General features: G+C 47.8%; 19 protein-coding genes and 1 other annotated feature. Of the genes, 6 read left to right on the forward strand and 13 right to left on the reverse strand.

What is annotated here, in order from left to right:
- Window positions 1-106: 106 nt before the first annotated feature.
- The 6 genes from ACX9NY_RS20200 (at window position 107) to ACX9NY_RS20225 (ending at window position 6,291) form a co-directional block, all read left to right on the forward strand.
- On the forward strand, window positions 107-1,042 hold the full coding sequence (locus ACX9NY_RS20200; protein WP_472474702.1) for a DMT family transporter: 936 nt from the start codon (window positions 107-109) through the stop codon (window positions 1,040-1,042).
- A 27-nt stretch (window positions 1,043-1,069) separates the two neighbouring features.
- Window positions 1,070-1,377: a binding site (T-box leader), on the forward strand.
- 140 nt (window positions 1,378-1,517) lie between these two features.
- A complete protein-coding gene (trpS, locus tag ACX9NY_RS20205; RefSeq protein ID WP_472474704.1) occupies window positions 1,518-2,327 on the forward strand; it encodes a tryptophan--tRNA ligase in 810 nt (269 codons plus the stop codon).
- A complete protein-coding gene (locus ACX9NY_RS20210; RefSeq protein ID WP_472474706.1) occupies window positions 2,284-2,511 on the forward strand; it encodes a hypothetical protein in 228 nt (75 codons plus the stop codon). The genes trpS and ACX9NY_RS20210 overlap by 44 nt, the downstream gene beginning before the upstream one ends.
- Window positions 2,512-2,580: 69 nt before the next feature.
- Complete coding sequence (locus ACX9NY_RS20215) at window positions 2,581-3,687, forward strand: GerAB/ArcD/ProY family transporter (protein WP_472474708.1); 1,107 nt, start codon at window positions 2,581-2,583, stop codon at window positions 3,685-3,687.
- Window positions 3,668-5,137, forward strand: coding sequence for a spore germination protein (locus tag ACX9NY_RS20220; RefSeq protein ID WP_339239441.1), 1,470 nt, complete (start codon window positions 3,668-3,670; stop codon window positions 5,135-5,137). Before ACX9NY_RS20215 ends, ACX9NY_RS20220 begins: the two co-directional genes overlap by 20 nt.
- Window positions 5,134-6,291 (forward strand): Ger(x)C family spore germination protein, encoded by a 1,158-nt coding sequence (locus tag ACX9NY_RS20225; protein WP_472474710.1) that lies wholly within the window; start codon window positions 5,134-5,136, stop codon window positions 6,289-6,291. The genes ACX9NY_RS20220 and ACX9NY_RS20225 overlap by 4 nt, the downstream gene beginning before the upstream one ends.
- 74 nt (window positions 6,292-6,365) lie before the next feature.
- On the opposite strand, the gene ACX9NY_RS20230 is transcribed toward ACX9NY_RS20225, so the two are convergent.
- The 13 genes from ACX9NY_RS20230 to ACX9NY_RS20290 form a co-directional block, all read right to left on the reverse strand.
- Window positions 6,366-6,782 (reverse strand): sensory rhodopsin transducer, encoded by a 417-nt coding sequence (locus ACX9NY_RS20230; protein WP_339304213.1) that lies wholly within the window; start codon window positions 6,780-6,782, stop codon window positions 6,366-6,368.
- 396 nt (window positions 6,783-7,178) lie between these two features.
- Entirely contained in the window at window positions 7,179-8,387 is a 1,209-nt protein-coding gene (locus ACX9NY_RS20235) for a rhamnogalacturonan acetylesterase (RefSeq protein ID WP_472479357.1), read from the reverse strand.
- Window positions 8,388-8,494: 107 nt separating this feature from the next.
- The gene (locus ACX9NY_RS20240) at window positions 8,495-9,334 is read right to left on the reverse strand and encodes a carbohydrate ABC transporter permease (RefSeq protein WP_339242906.1); all 840 of its coding nucleotides are present in this window, start codon (window positions 9,332-9,334) and stop codon (window positions 8,495-8,497) included.
- 5 nt (window positions 9,335-9,339) lie between these two features.
- Window positions 9,340-10,242 (reverse strand): carbohydrate ABC transporter permease, encoded by a 903-nt coding sequence (locus ACX9NY_RS20245; protein ID WP_253429934.1) that lies wholly within the window; start codon window positions 10,240-10,242, stop codon window positions 9,340-9,342.
- Window positions 10,243-10,381: 139 nt separating this feature from the next.
- Window positions 10,382-11,665: an ABC transporter substrate-binding protein gene (locus ACX9NY_RS20250; RefSeq protein WP_339239437.1), complete on the reverse strand. Its 1,284-nt coding sequence runs from the start codon at window positions 11,663-11,665 to the stop codon at window positions 10,382-10,384.
- 219 nt (window positions 11,666-11,884) lie between these two features.
- Window positions 11,885-13,438 (reverse strand): response regulator transcription factor, encoded by a 1,554-nt coding sequence (locus ACX9NY_RS20255; protein WP_339239436.1) that lies wholly within the window; start codon window positions 13,436-13,438, stop codon window positions 11,885-11,887.
- Window positions 13,413-15,200: a sensor histidine kinase gene (locus ACX9NY_RS20260; protein WP_472474714.1), complete on the reverse strand. Its 1,788-nt coding sequence runs from the start codon at window positions 15,198-15,200 to the stop codon at window positions 13,413-13,415. The genes ACX9NY_RS20255 and ACX9NY_RS20260 overlap by 26 nt, the downstream gene beginning before the upstream one ends.
- Window positions 15,201-15,449: 249 nt before the next feature.
- Window positions 15,450-16,772, reverse strand: a complete 1,323-nt coding sequence (locus ACX9NY_RS20265; RefSeq protein ID WP_339258723.1) for an SGNH/GDSL hydrolase family protein — start codon at window positions 16,770-16,772, stop codon at window positions 15,450-15,452.
- A gap of 206 nt (window positions 16,773-16,978) precedes the next feature.
- Window positions 16,979-17,269, reverse strand: a complete 291-nt coding sequence (locus tag ACX9NY_RS20270) for a hypothetical protein (protein WP_339258721.1) — start codon at window positions 17,267-17,269, stop codon at window positions 16,979-16,981.
- 268 nt (window positions 17,270-17,537) lie between these two features.
- A complete protein-coding gene (locus ACX9NY_RS20275) occupies window positions 17,538-18,401 on the reverse strand; it encodes an inositol monophosphatase family protein (protein WP_445252932.1) in 864 nt (287 codons plus the stop codon).
- 107 nt (window positions 18,402-18,508) lie between these two features.
- Window positions 18,509-19,510, reverse strand: coding sequence for a UV DNA damage repair endonuclease UvsE (uvsE, locus tag ACX9NY_RS20280; RefSeq protein ID WP_339239429.1), 1,002 nt, complete (start codon window positions 19,508-19,510; stop codon window positions 18,509-18,511).
- Window positions 19,511-19,667: 157 nt separating this feature from the next.
- A complete protein-coding gene (locus ACX9NY_RS20285) occupies window positions 19,668-19,991 on the reverse strand; it encodes a hypothetical protein (RefSeq protein WP_062837611.1) in 324 nt (107 codons plus the stop codon).
- A 30-nt stretch (window positions 19,992-20,021) separates the two neighbouring features.
- The gene (locus ACX9NY_RS20290; protein ID WP_036614110.1) at window positions 20,022-21,122 is read right to left on the reverse strand and encodes a D-alanine--D-alanine ligase; all 1,101 of its coding nucleotides are present in this window, start codon (window positions 21,120-21,122) and stop codon (window positions 20,022-20,024) included.
- Window positions 21,123-21,238: the final 116 nt, after the last annotated feature.

Below are 21,238 nucleotides of genomic sequence, written 5' to 3' on the forward strand. Positions count from 1 at the left end.
GATGCACCCGGCAGTATATTGAATAAGGCAAGCACGTGCCTTGAACCTGACATATTTCAGGATGATAAAGATCCTACGCTATGACAAATGTATTGGAGGAGCATTCATGAACACAGCACATACTCGGGGATACGCATATATCGCAGCTGTATTGTACGCGGCTATTATCGGTCTATCTTTTCTATTTGTTAAAATGACGGTCACTGTTGCACATCCCATTGATGTGCTTGCCCATCGATTTGCGCTGTCGCTAATCGTTGTTAGCATTCCTGTCGTTTTGGGTTGGATCCAAATCCGACTGAGCCTTCGTGATCTGTGGCGAATTATTCCACTGGGGCTGTTATCTCCCGTCCTATTTTTTGCCTTTCAAGCCTTTGGACTCGTCTCGTCCAACTCATCGGAAGCGGGTATTATTCAGGCTATGGCCCCTGTTTTCACTCTCATTCTCGCTTCTGTCTTCTTGAAAGAACGAACATCCACCCTGCAGAAGCTATTCCTGCTGCTGTCTGTCGCTGGAGTTGTTTTTATTTTCATGATGCAAGGTAATGGCATGTCTTTGGGTAACCTGAAGGGCATTGCATTATTGCTGTTATCCACGGTGTGTTTTGCAGGTTATGGCGTACTTGCGAGACCATTAACCCAGAAGTACAAACCCATGGAATTAACATGGGTCACGCTGATGGTTGGCTGTGTTGTATTTAACGCAGGCTCCCTGGTCCGACATGCTTCAAGCGGTTCCATGATGGACTACATCAAACCACTGGGAGATGCCTCCTATCTGGGTGCCCTTGCTTATCTGGCCATTCTTTCCACCATGATCTCCACCCTGCTTGCGAGTTATGCCCTGACGCACCTGGAGGCGTCCCAGATGAGTGTATTCAGCAACCTGTCCACACTCATCTCCATCGTAGGAGGTGCATGGATATTGCACGAACCTGTTGGTAGTCATCACTATATTGGTGCATTGTTGATTATCGCAGGTGTGCTTGGCACCAATATGAGCGGTCGCAAACATAGGCTGGTCAGTGGAATCAAAGCGTGATATAATTCTGGAAATTGTAAACATTTGTTATCCGCGATGATGAAGAGAAGTACATATGTCAGGATGCTACAGAGAGCCGGCGGCTGGTGGGAGTCGGTGCATCGGATATGTGGAAATGGGCTTCGGAGTTCCAAGTTGAACAAAGTCTGTATCCTTTCCTAGGAATACACACTTTCAGTAGGCGAGGCGGCATGTCCAGCCGTTATCCATGGACAGGATATCGATAGGCATGGAAGCTCATAAAAGAGCTCCTGGTACCATCCGTATCCCTCAAGTGGGCCGCAACAGAGCGGCCAATGAAGGTGGCACCGCGAGGCACAAGCTTCGTCCTTTATTCTGTTCCCAACCGGGGAATGAGATAAAAGACGAAGCTTTTTTGATTTTTTTGCAGGCTGAAAGGAGGTGATGGTCGTGGAAGACGGCTGGTGGCGACAGCTCAATGTTGAAGAATCACAAAACCAAAGGAGAATAAACCATGAACAAAAACAAAGATATTATTTTGACAGGAGATCGGACTACCGGACAACTTCATCTCGGCCATTACGTAGGCAGCCTGCGCAGTCGGGTACAATTGCAGGAAGAGTACAAAACCTATATTTTACTGGCAGATGTTCAGGCACTCACCACCCACTATGATCAACCTGGCCTGATTGCAGATAGTGTTCATCAAGTCACGCTTGATTACCTCGCCGTAGGCATTGATCCGAACAAAGCTACCCTGTTCATTCAATCCATGATTCCGGAAATTGCGGAATTGACTGTGATCTTCTCCATGTTTGTTACCGTCAATACACTCCGGCATAATCCGACTATCAAGAGCGAAGCACGTGATCGCGGATATACCGACCTGTACTACGGATTTCTCGGATATCCGGTCAGTCAGGCTGCTGATATTGCATTCTGTAAAGCCACCCTTGTTCCAGCAGGGGAAGATCAGATTCCTCACATTGAGACAGCACGAAAATTGGTTCGCCGGTTCAACGAGTTATACGCTCCCATTCTCCCCGAACCCCGCATTTTGACCGGAGAGCGGCTTGGAGGGCTGGATGGCGTTGGTAAGATGAGCAAAAGCATGGGCAATGCGATCTCATTAAATGCAAGTCCTGAGGATGTAAAAGCTAAATTGATCAAGGCCAAGACAGATCCTGCCCGCATCCATCGTTCCGATCCGGGACATCCGGATATCTGCCCTGTTTTTGCCTATCATCAGCTTTTCCGCAAGGAGAACGCAGTCGAAATACATGCCAGTTGTAGTCAAGGCCGGATTGGATGCAAAGGATTGTAAACAGATCGCAGGTGAAGCCATCAATGATCTGCTTGCTCCTTTTCGCGAACGACGTAATTATTATGAACAGCGTGATGATCAAGTGAAAGAGATTCTTATCGAGGGTACCCGTGAGGCCAGAAAAGCGGCCCAGGAAACGATGTTAGAGGTAAGAGATGCCATGGGCATTCGTTATTTCGACTGACGGTATGAAGGGCTTCAAACACGTTAACACTGCTGAGGACAGTCTAATGGGAAAAGGGGACTCTTCAGCATGAAACGAACACAGCCTTCTTTTTTACAAGCCATGATGTTGATCATGTTATCCGTTGGCTTGATCAGCCATGTTCTGATTATTCCTGCCCTTTTGGCTGCGGCCAAAAGGGATTCTTGGATTTCCGTCCTGCTATCGGCCGGACCCTTTCTGATATTCGCGCTAATGCTTGCTTATGTCTCTCGTTTCCTTCAGCATCAAACGCTGCATGATTGGTTAACTTCCCGTCTCGGAAAGCCCCTTGGCATGTTATTTCGAGTTGGTAACAGCCTCTTTTTTCTCAGCGTCATCTACTTCACCCTGCACGATACCACGGCTTGGGCTAAAACGAACTATCTGACCGAAACGCCCGTATTGGTAACCAGTATTGCCCTGATGTCTCTCTGTGCCTACGCTGCTTATAAAGGTATTCGCTCGCTGGCATTTACCGCAGGTTTAGTCCTGCCACTAGTTGTCTTGTTAGGTTTCTATGTTGCTATCGTAAATACGCAATACAAGGACTACAGTCGTCTGTTGCCTGTTCTTGAACATGGATGGCATCCCATTCTTAATGGCATGGTCTACAGTCTTGCAGGCATGTTTGAACTGCTGTTCATCTGGTACATCCAGCCTCATCTCACCAAACGTATACGTGTATGGCAGTATTTGATGCTCGCACTCATTCTTGTAGGACTGACTGTCGGCCCACTCATTGGGGCGATTGTGGAATTCGATCCTTTTGAGGCTGCCAAAATGAGATATCCCGCCTTTGAAGAATGGCGAATTGCCTCTTTGGGCAAATACATTGCCCAGACCGACTTCTTTTCCATCTACCAATGGCTGGCAGGTGCATTCACCCGAATTAGTCTTGCCATGTATATTGTAGTAGAAATATGGAATATTAAGAGCTCTACCAAAAGGCTTATCAGTTGTATCTCGTTGGGTGTCTTCTTTATCCTGACCATGTTGTATCCTCTGGATGATATGACCTTCGAAAAGCTTCTGGTCGAATACATATTCCCGTTCAATCTCATATATCTGAGCGGACTTGCGATTATAGCAACGACGGTTGCCTTTATCCATTCACGCCATCAGAGGAGGAAACATCATGGAGCATCAAAAGATTGACACCACGTCCCATGAAACACTGCTTGCCTCTTTGAAAGAGCAGTTCAATCCATGCGCAGATGTTGTTATTCAGACCTTTCCTGTCAAAGATGAATCCGATCAGCCGGTCATCTTGCTGTATTGCGAAGGGCTTGTCGACGGTAAACAAATCAACCAATTTATTATCCCACGTTTAGAGCGGCACGCCCTAATCATTGAGGAATCACATCCCAAAGAGTTGGGATTAACCTTAAATCCGATTGAGGATATCACCAATTTCAAGAAACTTAATCTGTTGATTTTTAGTGGACAGCTACTGATCATCTTCGATAACGGTGTTCAAGCCTGCAGTCTGGATATTGCTGATATTCCAGGACGCAGTCCAGAAGAATCAGCTATTGAGACCTCAGTTAAAGGCCCTCGCGATGGATTCACCGAAGAACTCACGACCAACATCGCCCTTATTCGCAAACGAATGAAAACATCTTCGATGTGTTACGAGAAATATGTCAAAGGCGGTCGTACTCAAACTGCCATTGGACTACTGTATGTAAAAGATATTATTAATCCAGACATTCTAAAAGAAGCACGACACAATCTGGATCAAATTGAGATTGACGGCATTATAGGTAGCTCCATCATGGAGCGAGCTGTCATGGGAGGGGTTCGGAGCATCTTTCCGCTCACGGATAACACTGAACGTCCTGATTTTGTTGTCGATTCCCTGTTAAATGGACGTTTTGCCGTTCTCATTGAAGGTTCTCCAGTAGCAGTCATCGCGCCAACTACACTTTTCAATCAATTGAAATCTCCTGAAGATAGGAGTACACCCTTTTTCATCGTTACCTTCGAACGAATCTTGCGCATCTCCGGACTGCTGATTGCCTGTTTCTTCCCAGCCTTCTATATTGGGCTGACCAGTTTCAATGTGGAACAGATACCGCTACCGCTCTTGGCTACAATTGCTGGTACTCGAATGGGCCTGCCTATGCCTGTGACACTGGAAGCATTTCTAATGATTTTTATGTTCGAGCTATTCAACGAAGCTGGTCGCAGGTTACCACGTGCATTGGGTCAGACCGTCAGCGTGGTCGGCGGGCTTATCATTGGGGATGCCGCTATTCGCGCAGGGATTACGTCTCCTACCATCATAGTCACGGTAGCCATTTCAGTTATCTCCAGCTATATTCTCGTGAACACCGTGCTGAGCGGAGCTACCGCCCAGGTTCGGATCGGGATGCTTCTCATCTCTTCCATTCTTGGATTATTCGGATTCATGATTGGACTATTCGCCCTGTTGGTTCACCTTGTATCCTTAGAATGTTATGGAGTGTCTTATCTGACGCCCGTCTCTCCCTACATTCCAGGAGATTTCACGCAGGCCGTATCCATGCCACCGTCCATGAATAAAAATAAGCGTCCGGAAGCACTTCACACCCAAGATTCAACTCGTCGGAGAAAACGCCCATGATCCGATGGACGTCCATGACTTGCCTACTTGTGGGGTGCTTGATCCTGCTAACCGGATGCTGGGATTCCAAGGAAGTGCAAAGTATTAACTTCATCACAGCGATAGGAATAGACTATGTGGACAACCAATATATTGCGTATGCCCAATTGATAGACTTCTCGAGCATTGCAAAACAGGAAACGCCAACTTCCCGGGAAACAAGGGACATGTGGATAGGACGAGGCAAGGGTACAACTCTGAGCATGGCTATTAATGACTTGTATGAAACATCACAGCAGCAAACGCTCTGGACTCATGTTAAGGCCATTGTTTTATCAAAAAATGCTTTGGACGGAAAGTTGGAGGATATATTTAATACGTTGCTGCATTCAGGTCAACTGAGATATACACCTTGGATTTATGCGACTGAGCAGGACATTCCGGAAGTGCTCTCCCCCTCTGCTTTGCTGAACCAATCCGCCCAAACCATTGAGTTATTTGAGCCCATGAGGTTATACAAGCAGCATTCCGGTTATGAACCGATCCGGCTACATCAGCTTCTCGATGGATTACGGGAACCAGCTTCCGTCATTCTCTTACCCTCGGTCTCAACGAGGAATGAAACGTGGTTCAATGGCGATAAAAACCCACCCCTGGTTAGAATGGATGGATTTTATGTCATTTCCCAAGGCAAAAGTCAGGGTAGAGTTGCAGGAGCAGATGCAGACGGTACACGATACGTGAAATATAAGCGCGTTCATCACTATCCATTGTACGTGTATGGGAATGGCGGGAAGACTCCTGATTTAACCCTGATGCTACGTCACCCCAAGACTAGAATCACGGCCAGAAAACAAGGAGACGGCGTCACATTCGATCTGGTTACCTCGGTCAAAAGTTCCATCACCGAAGACCATGGAGCCCCGCGCACGCCGCATGCCATGGAACAAGAAGCGGAAAAACAGATCGAATCCGAGATTCGAGATACGTTCGAAAAAACCAAGTCACGCAAGATTGATTCATATGGTCTTGCGGAACATCTCTATCGCCACAATCTACCCTTGTGGCAGCAAGAGGTCTCTAAACGGTCTGATCCCCTTGAGCGTTTCAAGCTTGGCAAAGTGGAGGTCCATGTGGATATCCTTGATGCGAGCACGTATAAATACAGTAAATAAAAGAAGACCTGTGACCTGCATACATGCAAGTACTGGTCTTCTTTTGGGTTTGAATTTCGTGCCAAGTCGATACGTTATTTTAATGGATAAGCCATGACACTCATCAGAGCCAATTCTGGCTGGGTGGTGTCCAATCGACTGTACTGAATGATGACTGGGATATTGCTTGAAACCGTGATGGCATAAGGTACGCCTGACGGGATAGACTGCTCTCCCGATTGTAGCGATGCGGTACGAATATGTTTTGTTCTTCTCGCTGGCACCTCCGCCACAATATCTTCGAGTGGTTCTCTGTCTTCAAAATAGATTGTGATGTTCAGTTCCGCATCGGCGGCACCTGTGTTTAATACACAGATGCTCTCGTGACTTTCCAGTGTGCCGCTGCTCTCCGGCGGGATGTAGCCATCAGGGATAACCCAGTAGGTATGACCTGTAGCTGTCGGATCGTTCTTATGGGCTGATGCACCTTGTTTGGTCGGCTCCAAAGTCATTGAAATATATCCTCCAATCATTAAGTTAAAATCGGGTGGGCTCGCACGGTAGTCGCTCCGATGGACGGATCGGGCTGTGGGCCGCTGTTGGCTCGGGATTTCTTTGGCTCATTCGCGGGGGCAAACTCTTAAAAATCCGGTGGGCTTGCGGGGCTGGCGCTCCGGCGGGCGGATCAGGCTATGGGCCGCTGTTGGATCGGGATTTCTATTTATTCCCCCTCAGCAGGGGAAATCCCACTCCAAAGGCGGACGCTTCGCTCCCTCTACCCGATTCCGTCCTCCTCCGCTGCTATGCTCGCCGAACTGATTTAAAAAATTATTGCCTTCGCTCTTCGCTGGGCAACTTTGTTTCGCTCGTTACTTCGTTTAACTCGCTTAATAATTAAGGGCATGAACCTACCGCAGATACATCTGCAATGGTTGTAATTGCAACTCGCGGATGGCTTCTGCCACCTGCTGGGCAAGGCGGCGGGCGCCGCGTTCTTGAAAATGCGTGTTATCCTCCACACCCGAAGGGAAGTTCACATACTCTCCTGGCAGCACCCACATAAAGTCGTCCTTGGTGCCCTCAACGCCCGCCTGCTCGAACAGACGGCGGCTGCGCTCAGCCAGATCGATCAGCGGTACACCTTCCTGTTCCGCCAGCTCACGTACGGCGATGATATAATCGCCATGCGTATCAGTCAATGTGCCATCATCCGCGAAATAACGACGATGCACCGGGGTTATGAGCACCGGACGAGCCTTGGCTTCACGGGCAGCATCGATATACTTTTTCAGATATTCCTTATATGTTGTGAATGGGTCGGTCCCACGTTCAGGGTCCGGCTTCTCATCGTTATGTCCAAATTGAATAAACAGAAAATCTTCGGGCTTGATTCGCTCCAGAATGGCGCTGAGCCTGCCTTCATTCATAAAGCTGCGGGAACTGCGCCCTGACTGGGCATGATTATCCACTGCCACATCATGTTTGAACTGTGCTGGCAATAGCTGGCCCCAACCACAATACGGATACCCACTTTCCGGCTGGTCCGTTACGGTTGAATCCCCGGCAAGAAATACAGTCATGGTCTGATTCGCAAGGGTGATCTCTAACGCATTGATTCTTGGCGCGGGACCGGAAAATGACAGACGAAGTCTGCCGCCACGAACAACAACCGAGAATCGCACCTCTGCAAATTGCCCGGGAAGTGTACGAATGGTTGGCAGTACAAGCCTGCCCTCACCAACTTTCACGCGGGTTACTGTCTCAGCCAATTCATCACCTGCAACAAGTAAAACTTGATAGGTTCCATCGGGAACATCCACGATGAAGGATGCTTTGAGCGGAATACAGAAGCCCGAACGCAATCGGGCAGACATGGTTGTCTGCCCCGGATTGTTATGATGTTGTTTCGTGGAATTCGACACGTCATCATCTCCGATGCGTTGTTTCTCATACACCAGAGAACCCGCTTCGAATCCGTATCCGCCTCGTTCCTCATATGCGGTTGTTGCAGTTACTTTCAGATAATCCCCTGTCTCATCTGCTCTTCCCGAATCCGGTCCAAAGTTATACTTCCAGCTGGTCACGGACACTGCCTGGCCCTCTGCCGCTGCCTCCATGGCAACGGCCTGACTATCCTGAGCTTTATTCAAAAGCGATAACCTCCTTGGTTAACTTTCGTAAACGTTCAATCGGGCAAGATACGAAGATATACAGTCAAGCCTGCTTATCCTTTCAATCCGCTGGTGCTCATCCCTTGAACAATTTGTTTCTGGAAGATGAAGAACACAGCTACAACCGGAACCAGACTGACGATGGACATAGCAAACATGGCGCCCCAGTTAGAAGCAGATTCGCTATCCAGGAACATTTTCAGTGCCATCGATACGGTATATTTCTCAGGCGAGTTGAGGTACAATACCGGACCGAGCAGATCCTCCCATCTCCAGTAGAAGGAGAAAATCGCTGCTGTTGCCAGAGATGACTTGATCAGCGGCATAATAATCTGAATATATAATCTGAATTTGTTACATCCATCAATGGTTGCAGCCTCATCCAGCTCCTTCGGAATTGTTCGAATGAACTGTACCATCAGGAAGATGAAGAACGGCATTCCGAAGAATGTAGGGACAACGATTGGCAGAATCGTATTCAGCCAACCCAGCTTCGTGAAGATAATGTATTGAGGAACCAAGACCACGTCATGTGGCAGCATCAGCGTCAACATCATAATGGAGAACCAGAAGCTACGACCTTTGAAGCTAAGTCTGGCAAAACCAAAAGCGATCAGCGATGACGATATCACAGCACCGATGGTAGATATAACTACAATTACAAGGGAGTTGGTGATGTAATCCATGAACGGTCTTCCTGCTGTTCCTTTCCAACCATCCACATAGTTACTCCAGATCCACTCTGCTGGAAACAGGGTATCTGCGGTAACAAAGATCGTACGACTTTCCTTGAATGAACTGAAGAGCATCCAGAGTACGGGATAGAGCATCAGGAGGGCAAGAGCTGCAACGAACAGGTGATACACGGGCCATTTTACATTTTTCCATACCATCATCGTTACTTCCCTCCTTCAGATTCATAGAATACCCAATACTTGGATGTCAGGAACACAGCCACCGTGAGTATTCCAATCATAATGAGCATGATCCAAGCCATTGCCGAAGCATACCCCATGTTGTTAAACATAAATGCCTGACGGAACAGATACAGGGAGTACAGCATGGTACCATCCATTGGGCCGCCTTCGCCTTTGGAGATAATGTAAGCAGGTACGAAGGTCATGAATGCCCCAATTGTCTGCATGATCATATTGAACAGGACGATTGGGCTAAGAAGCGGCAAGGTGATGCTGAAAAATTTTCGAACCGGATTCGCACCATCCACACCTGCTGCCTCGTACATCTCAGGGGAAATGTTTTTGAGACCAGCCAGGAAGATCAGCATGGACGAACCGAACTGCCACACAGACAGTGAGATCAGCATAACCAGGGACGCATTCGGGTCACCAAACCAGCTTATAGGCCCAATCCCAATTGCCGTTAGAGCGCTGTTGATAACACCCTCATTACTGAAGAGGTTACGCCACATAATAGATACAGCCACACTACCGCCGATAATGGATGGCAGGTAATACAACGTCCGGTACGTTCCAATCATACGAGAGCCAGTATTGAGGACCATCGCTACGAAGAGGGCAAAGATCAATCTTAACGGAACCCCAATGAATACATACAGAAACGTCACTTTGACCGAGTTCCAATATTTCGGGTCATCAAAAAACATTTTGGTGTAGTTATCGAGCCCAATCCACCGCGGAGAAGTGAACAAGTTATAACTCGTGAACGACATATATAAGGATACAAACATGGGGATGAGTGTGAAGCCCAGGAATCCAATAATAAACGGGCTTATGAACGCATATCCGGTTAAGTTTCGACGTAACGACGAATACTGCCTCAATGGAACGAACCTCCTTCATGGATCAGCTTGCTCTCTCATCCTTACTTCGGTCATCTGGACGGGGAAAGGCCCTCGCATTCGCGAGCAGCCCCATTCCCGACCATCCCTGAAGTGGGACGAGCAAGCTATCATTCAACTGTTATTTATTGTTTGCAAGTACCGATTCGGCATTTTTGCGGAATGTTTCTGCTGCCTGTTCAGGTGTGATTTTGCCAAAGTTCAACTCTTCAACCACATCGGCCAGAGCAGAGATTACTTCCGGTGAACCCACCGGTGGCGGTGAACTCATTGGTGAAGCCTTAGGCTCCATTGCGGCTACGAATTCAAAGACCTGTTTCGTGGCGTCACTCAGCTCAGGTGCGATGGCTTCCTTGATTGCTCCGGAGATTGGTACACCGCGCTCCCCTTTGATCAGTTTGTTGGCTTCCACGTCATTCACCCAGAAATCAATGAATTTAGCCGCTTCTTCCTTCACTTTGGAGTTGGACGTTACACCCCAATACATACTTGGTTGCATATAAAGTCCTTTTTCCATATCAGGTCCTGGCATTGGAGCAATTTCGAGCGGACGGTTCGCTACCTGTTGCAAAGCTACGAACTGGTTGGACCACTGCCATACGCCAATTCCTTTTTCCTTCACGAGATCCGATTCCTCAATAATGCCTTTGGTTTGGTTGGCTACATCCGGTGTAGGTGCTGCGCCCTGCTCAATCATGCGGCGCATAAGTCCGAAGAATTCAACAAACAATTGGTCATCATCATAACCAAGACCTGTGCCTTCCGCATTGTATAGCGACAACCCTTTGGTACGCAGGAAGTAATGGAAGAAGATATCCGGAGCTACCCCTCCATCCAAATACAGACCTTTCTCAGCGGCTTGTTTACCCAGTGCTTCGTACGACTCCCAAGTCATATTGTCAGGGATTGCATCCACGCCTGCTTTTTTAAGCAACGCCGGATCATATTGGAAGCCCAGAACGTTAACACCGGCAGGTACACCGTATTGTTTACCATTAATTACACCTGTGCTAATTACATTCTCAGACACATCGTCCACTTTGATCTGGTTGCCCAGATAAGGAGCTAGATCCTCAAGCTGACCATTCTGTGCATATTGGCTGATGTAGGAAATATCCATCTGAACGATGTCAGGCAATTGATTTGCTGCTGCTTGTGGTGCGAGCTTTTTCCAGTAGTCATCAAATGAAGCATATTCCACGTCAATTTTGACATTCGGATTTTTCGACTTGTATAGGTCAATGACCTTCTGTGTATATTCATGCCGTGCATCCGAACCCCACCAAGCGATCCGCAGAGTAACCGATCCATCCGAAGACCCCTGTTCGCTTCCTCCACCTGAACTACATGCCGCTGTAAAAACGAGCAACGCAGCCATCATCAGGAATATTGCCTTTTTCACCATGCCAATCTCCCCTTTTATGTTGATATGGTTGTGTGAACGCGTTACCCTCTTATTTCTGATAACGCTTTCACAAACTTGTTAATGTCATTTTCGCAAATGTACGACCAGAGTTGAATACACAAAACCGTCTTGTTGGTTCAAAAAACAGAGGAGGACAACAGCCCCTCTTAGCGCTGTTCATCCTCCCCAGACATGAGTCATACGATTGATATCCCATTGTTATATGCCGATCCTGCGGAATTCCGTAGGTGTCATACCGGTCCATTTTTTGAACACCTGGCTGAAATATTGCGAATTACCGCCGAATCCGAACAACTCAGCTAGTTCGAATACTTTAACATCCCCGCCTCTGCGGATATGATCACACGCCCGTTCGATGCGCAGACGATTGACGTAATTGGAGAAATTCTCGCCCGTGACTTTTTTGAAAATCTTGCCCAGATAATCCGGATTCATATATAACATCTGATGAGCGACTCCATTGAGCGAGAGATCTGCCTCTCCATAATGACGATCCACGATATCCATCATCTTCTCCACGGCGGAAGACTGGCGGCTGATATGGTTTTTGTAATATCCGGAAGTTAGCCGGGCTGCACTGCTTGCAACAAAAGTTTTTAATCCAGATAACGTATCGATATGAGGCAGTTCCGCCATACGCTGGGTGAATTCTGTTGCCTCCTCGGGCGGACATACATGAACCATCGCAGAATACAGCTGCACTACATACGAACGAGTCACCTCAATCTCCAACTGCTGACGCGATAATAGATCAAACAGACGATCCACCTCTGCCGCGGTTTCTTCTGTATTGCCCGATTTGATCAACTGACACAGTTGCTCTGCATCCTGTTCTACATGCACGCCGTCGCATTCTCCTGCCAGAACGAGATCATTCTTCGTGATCAGTTTGCCTTCACCAATAAAAAAACGATGGTTCAGATACTGCAATGCCTCACGAAACAACCGCCGGGACTGGATCATTCGATCTGCTTCACTCAGCGCAGCGGTCACTTCCAGTTTATACAGTCTGGTAAATGCAGCCCGAACCTCTTCAATATTTTCTTCCAATCGGCCCGGATCAGTTGAATCCGCAAGCAGAATCAGAAGTTTGCCTTCAATGGTAGTGCTTAACAGTACATCCGGTAGCAGATCACTGGCAATGTTTTTGATCGCAAATAAGTGACTGTAATCATGCTCATCTACGATTCGGAACAGCAGTAACCGAACTGTGTTCTCTTCAAGCTCCAGATCGAACAGCTCCTGATAATATTCCAGATCAACTGGCCCATAGGTTCGGTTGGTCATGAATTCTAGCAGAAATTGCTCCTTCACATGTGGAAGGACACGCTGCAATCGCTGTTTCATCTCACCAGCAACATGCTCCTTCACTTGAGCATCCTGATGTTCCTGCAACAGTTCGGTTAACGCATCATGGATCTGATTCTCATTACATGGTTTGAGCAAATAATGCTTCACACCATATTGCATCGCCCTGCGGGCATACTCGAACTCCTTGTAGCCGGATAACATGATGAAACGTACCCCTGGATATGCTTCCGATGCCTTCTCTATGAGTCCGAGACCATCCAGACCAGGCATGGAGATATCCGTAATAATAATGTCAGGTCTCGACTGCCCGATTTTGTCCAATGCTTCAATCCCATTCCTCGCCGTACCCACCAATTCCGTACCTGCCGCGGCCCAATCGACCACTTGGGAAATCCCCTCCAGAATGACACGTTCATCATCTACGAGCATTACTTTGTACATCGTCATCGTCCTCTCTGATCCAAGGTATGCTGATCGATACTACAGTTCCTGATCCGGGCTTGCTGCTCATCACCATTCCACCTTCATCACCGAAGGTCAGTCTGATTCGTTCCTGGATGTTAGATAACCCAATGCCCTGTCCTCTTGTCTGAATACGTCCTTCGTGTAGTTGTTCCAGAAATTCCGGTGTCATCCCCGGACCGTCGTCTTCGACTTCGATAATCACCTTATCTCCATCTGCTCTCGCCCGAATACGAATTCGGCAGGGTTCAATGCTTGGTTCGAGTGCATAATGTATGGCGTTCTCCACGAGTGGCTGTAACGTTAACTTGGGAATCCGGGCCGTTCCCACCTCAGGGGCAATCTCCATATCAAAATTAAGTCTCTCCTCAAAACGAGTGCGCTGAATCGTAACGTAACTGCGGACTATGTCCAGCTCTCTTTCAAGCGTGATCCACTTCTCGGACATATTCACAGAGCTGCGCAGCAGAAATCCAAGCGCCTCAACCATTTCCGAGATCTGTCGTTGCTTCTGCACTTTGGCCAACCAGTTAATTGATTCCAACGTGTTGTATAGAAAATGTGGATTAATCTGCGCCTGAAGCGCTTTCAACTCCGTCTCACGAATCACCAATTGCTTAGCATAGTTCTCATCAATCAATTCACGTATCCGTTGAAGCATCATCTTGAAGGTGCGATGCAGCAGCCCCACCTCATTCTGTGGAGATATGGGAACATTGCCAAGGGCAGCCTCCTCCAGTTTATCCAAATCGCCTTTTTCGATATTACGCATCTTTTTGATCAACTGCGCAATCGGGTGGGTGATACTGCGAGAAAACTTCGCTCCAATAATCAGTGCGACCAGAAAAATCATAATAAAGATGACCGTGACCAGCTGTTTGACAAACTGAATTTGTTTAAACATCTGATCAAAAGGCGTCGTATATAGGTAAGTCCAGTCAGTGTAGGAAGAGTTGGCCCGGGCGACAAAATAACGACCATGCTCAAACATGGCGATGCCATAAGGTTGGGTCCGCTTCAATTCTGACTCTATCTCAGCTTCACTGACTGCTGATTCTGTTGGATAGATCACTTCTTTTCCATCCGTAATCAACAACTGGGAGTCCTCTGCCGGTTCTTGCATCTGATCCTGGACAATTCGGTCCAGACGGACACGGATAATCAGCGTACCGAGCTTTTCCAGCGTAAACGCCCCACCCGTAAAAGATTTCACCTGTCGGACGGATAAAAGCCTAGCTTGTTGATCCCCACTGGTATGCCACACATTGGACCCCGAATATCGGTCTCCCAATGTCACCAGTTCCTTCTGTTTTGTCTCCGAAATTCCTTCCCGGTTCCCTGCAGCCATAACGTTATTATCATTATCGATAAATAGCATGGAATAGACGTATTTCTCAGACCCTGCATAGGCAACTAACCGGTTAGTAATTTTTTTGCGCAGACCATTTTTCTCGTAACCTGTCTCGGCCTTTTCAAGTTGAAGCAGATATTGCTGAAGCGGCTCATCTGACATCACCTTGAAAGAGAGACTGGACATCTCACGCAGTTGATTCTCAATGCCTACTGAAGACATATTGAGGACTTGCGAGGACTTCTCGTAGATTTGACGATCATAGATGCTGAACACATATCGGAGCACAGACGCATAAAACGTAAAGCTGATTAACATCAAAATGCCAATAAGAAGAATCGTTTTGTGATGAATCGGCAGTGTTGTGAAAGCGTTCTTAATTTTAGTCATCCTAAGCGCTCCTTTGCCTTGCGAAGGGTGCTGTCGTGTTATGGTTTAATCGTTTTATTGTAAGTTATTTTCATATTTACACATCCATTGGGCATCTGACAAGATATATTTATCCAACATTTCAGGTCATTAGAGGAGTGATCCATCTGTGTCAGCAACTCAAAAAGAACACAAAACAGCCAGAATGCCTTGAACAAATCAAGGCATTCTGGCTGTTGAATCACATCATGCTAAAGCATGAAACATATCTTACGGATTAACAAAAACAGTTTTCAGCTTCGCTACATATTGCACATCAAAGCCAAGTCCTTCAGCTACCATGGCAAGGGGTACATAGGTTTTAGACTCTTTGCCTACCTTATTCAGAAATGCAGGTGTATCCACGTTAACCGATGCTCCATTTACCTTCACTGCATTGGCACCAATCTTCACAGCAACCTTCCGATCTCCATATGTAATGGTTGCGGTTGAAGTCTTGTTATCCCATACCGTAGTGGCACCAACAGCGTTCACGATATCTTGAATCGCCACAAAGTTTTTGCCGTTACGGATAATTGGTTTGTACGGTGTATTCAAGGTTTTACCACTCACGATAATATTCATGGGTTCACCTGTGGCAGGTGCAGTCAGCTTGGTGTAATCTCCCCAGATCGTTTTGGCAAATACTTCGGCAATGGCCGCATATCCGAATTGATTCGGGTGGAAATCACGATCTTTGATCATATGAGTCATCGTGCCTTCACCGCCAACAAACTCTTTGGCCACGTGTGCGACTTTGACATTGGTTCCTTGAGCAGAGAATTTAGCTGCGATTCCATCAATCGTCTGTGTGAAACCTTGGGATGCCTCCATCAGTTTGGCATAGAGTGCCTTGCCCGCTACTTCTGGCATCGGTTGATATTGGTCTGCGATGACAATTGTAGCGGTCGGATTAATTTCATGGATCGTATTAATCGTTGCACTAACATTGTCTGTATATGTTGCAAGTAATTCTTTTAATTTTGTTTGCAGTTCCTGATCACTCAGTTTGTCTGCTGTACCGAGAAGCTCAGATACATCATTTCCCCCAATGGTAATTGCAACCAGATTGGCTTGCGCTACACTCTCACGGATTGCAACAATATTGGCTCCGATCTGCCCTGCTCTTGGATCAGGAAGACTTGGTTGAATGGCTTCGGAAGTCAGTGTTTTGCCATCCTTAATTGCAGTAGTGAAGTTTTTCAGACCACTGGTCTTAAGTCCCGCAATCCCGTAGTTGTCCACCTGTGTACGTCCGTGCAGCAAACCTTGCTCTTGCAGACGTTCGACATAACCATAAGGCAATTCTTTCGTGTTGGGCTCATAACCTACCGTTATGGAATCTCCCAATGTGACGATGCGGAACTCCTTCGTTACGACTACTGCATCTTTCTTCGCAGTCAGCGAAGCTTCGTTTGTACCCGCTGGCAGTACACCGGTTTTGGTGTCAGCCGCGTGTGCAGGCAATGCAGAAGATGTGAAGAGCAGCATTCCTGCCAACATGCTCGCCGTTAAACCGGCAGCCGTATTTTCCCATATCCGTTTACGCTTCATTCAGGTAACACTCCTTTTCGTGAATCTATCTTCATTCACACTAATATATAGTACATCGCTCATTCCAATGATATAAGTTCGTGTTACTCTATTCTATCATTTTAAAGCAGGCGCTGTCCTCTCTGCTGGAAGTGCGCATGAAATAACAGACTCCCGGATGGGGAGTCTGTTACTGGTGAAGCACAGTTATGACATTCAGTGATTAGTTAAGATTGCGGCTTATCCGAGTCTTGGGCATTCGAATGACCCTTGTCGCTCTCCGGTTTGTTCCCGGTAGCTCGCTCCAGATATCGATCATAACGATCATCCAATTCGCGTGCCATCTTCCGGTACTTTAACGTTTCCTCGACAATCGGATCACGCTCTGTCTGGATTCGCACTTCATATTTGGGAGGAATCAGCTGGCGTTCACGCTGATCGGTGTCGCCGGACTCTTCCATGTCCCCTTCCGTCAGCATATCACTGAGCCGTCGTTCCAGTTCTTTGGATTCATCCATTGTTCTCGCTCCTTTAATTAAAGTCATACATGCGTTAAATATTGCTATTGTACGTTCACTTCGTGTACAGAACCATCTTCCGATCGCTGTTATCCCCAGATTTCTTTGATCCCCTTTCCAAGGTAGAAATCCGGTGATAAAGGCGTAGCATATGCTTACGAAGCAGCTTTCTTTCAGTAAGCTTTTAGCTCCGCTTCTTCAGATGCTTTCTGTCCCCTCCGTTAATGTACAATTAAAAATAATTAAAGCATCGATGAGTTAAATAAACTCACTCCAGACCCGTTGCTTTCGCTTCCTTCAACACATCCGTCAGTGCATCATGGATTTTGCCATTGCTGGCAACGACATGACTTACTGACAGTTGATAAGGTGTTCCGATGGTATCGGTCACCTTGCCGCCGGATTCTTCAACCAACAGCGCACCTGCGGCAATATCCCACGGTTTCAACCCAACTTCGGTGTAGGCGCTGAGACGCCCTGCGGCAACATATGCCAGATGAAGAGCGGCAGATCCGCCTGCACGCAAGTTACGAACTTGCGGAGCCAGCGCCTGCACAGCAGCCATATTCAGTGGCAACGCAAAGGTTGTGTCTGCCGGGAATCCAACCGCGATCAGGCTCTGAGCCAAATTCTGTTCACCAGATACTTGCATCCTGTTGCCGTGAACGTAAGCTCCTTTACCTTTTTCCGCAACAAACATTTCATCACGGGAAGGGTCGTAGATCACGCCGACAATGACTTCACCATTATGAGCCAATGCGATAGACACCGAGTAAAACGGGAATCCGTGTACGAAGTTCGTCGTTCCATCCACCGGATCAACAATCCACAGGAACTCTTCTTCCTCGGCCTCTTTCAATGCTTTTGCCGAAGCTTCCGGTCCCGGTTCTACGCCTTCTTCACCCAGAATGGCATGGTGGGGAAAATGCGTAAGAATCAGGCGGCGGATCATCTGCTCCGCTCCTTTATCCACTTCGGTCACCAGATCCTGGGGTGAATATTTGGTGCCAAGTTCAGCTACCGTCCCAAGACGGCTTTTGATCCATTCGCCAGCTTTGGAAGCTGCATTAATAGCAACGGCAGTATAGCTTTTGCTTGTCACGACATAAGGTATCTTTTCCTTCTCATTCAAAGCGTTCACTCTACTTTCTATATCAATCTACGAAAAGTTGAAATACTTGTTAAAAGTATACGCCCCGCAGGTCGTAAAGTTTCTCGTTGCCCAAGCCCCTTTTGGCTCTACGGATGAATGATGACGGTAGACTCGTCCACCCACTCCACGCCTTCTTCGTGATAGAATGCCAGCTTCTGCATCAGCTGCACAAGAGCCTCATCCTTGCGTTTGGCCTCAATCATCACGTCAAGCCTTGGGGTGTCTGCTGCGATATGACGCAAGAAGTCGAGCATAGGCTCTACCTCCACGCCATCCGCATGACCTCGCACATCCTTTTCACTCTTCGGACTGGAGACATGAATTTTGGGTGGCAATGGCTGATCAGCCGGTGAATCTGCCTGGGCAAGCGGTGACTCCCAGGTCTTCAAAATATCAGGCCACAGATCCCATGGCTGTTCTCCCTCGTTGTTCACCCACTGGTGATGGATATCCAATACCATGGGTAATCCCAGGCGCTGGCACACGGCCAGTGTCTCGGGTGCGTTGAATGTTTTGTCATCATTTTCGAGTGTGAGCCGCTCCTGAATGTCCCGATCCAGCTTCAAAAAATTTTCTTCAAAACGAAGCGCCGCCGAAGGCTTGTCCCCGTATGCACCACCAATATGTATATTGTTCTTGGCAGTGGCATTCAGCCCCATGGCATCCAGCATCCGAACATGATGACGAAGGTCGCGAATCGAGTTGCGCAGAACTTGCTCACGGGGTGTACTAAGTACGGTAAAATGATCCGGATGAAAGGAGACACGCATATGATTTTCCTTCACAAAATCACCTATGGCCGCAAAGTCCTGCTTCAGAGCCGGGAACGGGTCCCAGTCATTCAGATCCTCGTGTGTTGCCAGTGGAATCAATTTGGAAGAGAAGCGATATACATGAATATGGCTGCCCTTGTTGTGCCTGAGCAAACGTAATGTATTATGCAGGTTCTCGGCTGCAATCCGTTCGAGCTTGCGGATCGCTGCTTCCCTGTCATCGATTTTGTTAAAACTCGACATGGTCATGGTCCGGGAAGGCGAGGCATTCTCTATGAGCACGGACATGGCCACGTAACCAAAGCGTACGAGCATGAATTTCTTCCTCTCTATTAGGGCGGAGAACCTGCACGGCATGTTCAGCCGTCAGGATGTACCGTCACTGTATATAACCAAGTTTTACCCTAAAAGAGTGACCATAATCGTATTCTGGCAAATCAGTCCATCCAACCCGCATTCCCGGTCAAAATCACTACTCCTGCGCTTGTTCTCCAAAGAACATCTCATCGGCAAGCGCGGTCTGGATACGTGATTCTTCCTCCGTCAGTTTGCGGATCAGTTGCATCTCCACTTCGGTTACTTCTTGCCCCTGGAAGTTGATCTCTGCAATGGAAACCACGATCTTCACGATGGCTACAGCCACGTTATCCGGTGTGTATGCAATCACTTTCTGGCCGGTAGGAAATACCCGGAAGCCCTGTTTGACCATTTTGCCGCGTCCGTATTCAAGCAGTTCGAACAGCTCCTGCTCACTCTTGAACTTGCATACGGAATTGAATTCAGTCTGAAATCCCATGCATATCCCTCCTGATCTTGTGGTTGCAGGCTACGCCTGTACGCCGTTCTCGTAATTCAGTGCCTGCTTGCGGTTGTAACGCTCCAGTGCCAGCTCAATCATGCGATCCAGCAATTCGGCATACGAGACACCTGTCTCACGCCAAAGAAGTGGATACATGCTATAGGGTGTGAAACCAGGCATGGTGTTCACTTCATTAATAAGCAATGCGCCGTCATTTTTCCGAATGAAGAAGTCCGCACGTGAAATGCCGTTACCTTCAATCGCACGGAACGCCTGCAGAGCTGCCTCGCGAATGCGATCTGCGGCCTCCGGGTCCAGTGGAGCTGGGATCAGCATCTGTGATTGACCATCAATATACTTGGCTGCATAGTCATAATACTCACCGGAGGATACGATCTCGCCTGGAACGGAAGCCATTGGCTCGTCATTGCCGAGCACGCTAACCTCAACTTCACGTGCTTCAACGAACTCCTCAATGACCACCTTCGTATCATACCGTAGTGCGAACTCGACAGCTGTCTTCAACTCATCGCGGTTACGCGCTTTGGAGATGCCCACACTGGAGCCCAGATTGGCCGGTTTGATAAAACAAGGATACCCCAGCTGATCTTCGACCTGTACGATCATTTCGTGCTCTGTCTGCTTCCATTGTGTAGCATTAAAGTACGTAAAGGCACATTGGTCAATGCCAGCCTGTGCAAACAGCTTTTTCATGACCACTTTGTCCATGCCGCCAGCCGAAGCCAGTACGCCTGCACCTACATAAGGCATATCCGCCATCTCGAACATGCCCTGAATGGTGCCATCCTCGCCAAACGTACCATGAAGCAGAGGGAACATCACGTCCAGCGCTTCTGCTCCACCATACAATCGACCAAACAGTGCGTTCAGCGCATCCTGCGTTCCACCCGCCGATTGCTCCAGCTTCAAATCTTCAATCTGCGCGAACGGCGCATGCATGACAGGTCCTTTTTTCCACGTCCCCTGCTTGGAGATATAAAAAGGAACCAGTTCATACTTCTCGTAATCAAATGCGTTCGTTACAGCAAACGCCGTTTGTAGCGACACCTCATGCTCGCCTGATTTTCCGCCGTACACGACGCCTACTTTTAATTTATCCATACTCATGTGTACCCTCCGATTATCTGTGCCTGATGCTGTCATGCTCAGCACCCTTGTTTTTCTGCTTGTGTTATCTGGTCTTATTTTACACGGAACTGGATGTCTGCGTCACCGCATCCCGA

The organism is Paenibacillus sp. CB74 (assembly GCF_055687625.1).